A 605-nucleotide genomic window follows, 5' to 3' on the forward strand; every position below is an offset into this window, starting at 1 on the left:
ATGCCTTCGGCGTTGTGATGCTTTACGTTATACATACTCCGATTACAACAACTACAACAACTATAACAATTATAACAATTATAACATTTCAAACATTTCAATCAGCTCTTCCAATTCTTTTCTACATAGGAGATGAAATTGGAGATTTTTATACCTAAAACTACATACTCATCAAGTAAGCTTTTGGTGGAAGTTATTTTAGGATAAAGAATCTGGATTTTTTTAAGATGATTGATCGTTTCAAGGTTACTAGAATGTGAAAAAATAAGAAATCGAATAAATTCATTTTTATATTTTCTTCTTCCGTATCCTTCAACAATATTGGAATTAATTGAGTCACAAGCTCGTCTTAGTTGACTACCCAATTCATAAAGTTCGTGTTTTGGTAATCTCATACTAAGTTGATGTGTCTTTATAAATAAGTCGAATGAAATTTTATAAATTTCTAAATCGAGGTAAGATTTGCTCATCGTCAAAAAAATGGTTTATAAAAATAGTTAATAAAACTAACTTGTACGTTTTAACGCTATTTTATTTATGAAATAGGAAAAAATTCTTTGCTATTGTGAGCTTCGCGTTGTTTGCTTTCGGCGTTGTAATGCTGA

At 29.4% G+C, this 605-nt stretch carries 1 protein-coding gene; it reads right to left on the bottom strand.

Annotated features, from left to right (window positions below; all coding sequences use genetic code 11):
• Positions 1-101 precede the first annotated feature (101 nt).
• Positions 102-470, bottom strand: a complete 369-nt coding sequence (locus tag AAGF08_RS20455; protein ID WP_343513315.1) for a four helix bundle protein — start codon at positions 468-470, stop codon at positions 102-104.
• Positions 471-605: the final 135 nt, after the last annotated feature.

It is taken from the genome of Algoriphagus sp. SE2 (genome assembly GCF_039563885.1).
Classification (GTDB): domain Bacteria; phylum Bacteroidota; class Bacteroidia; order Cytophagales; family Cyclobacteriaceae; genus Algoriphagus.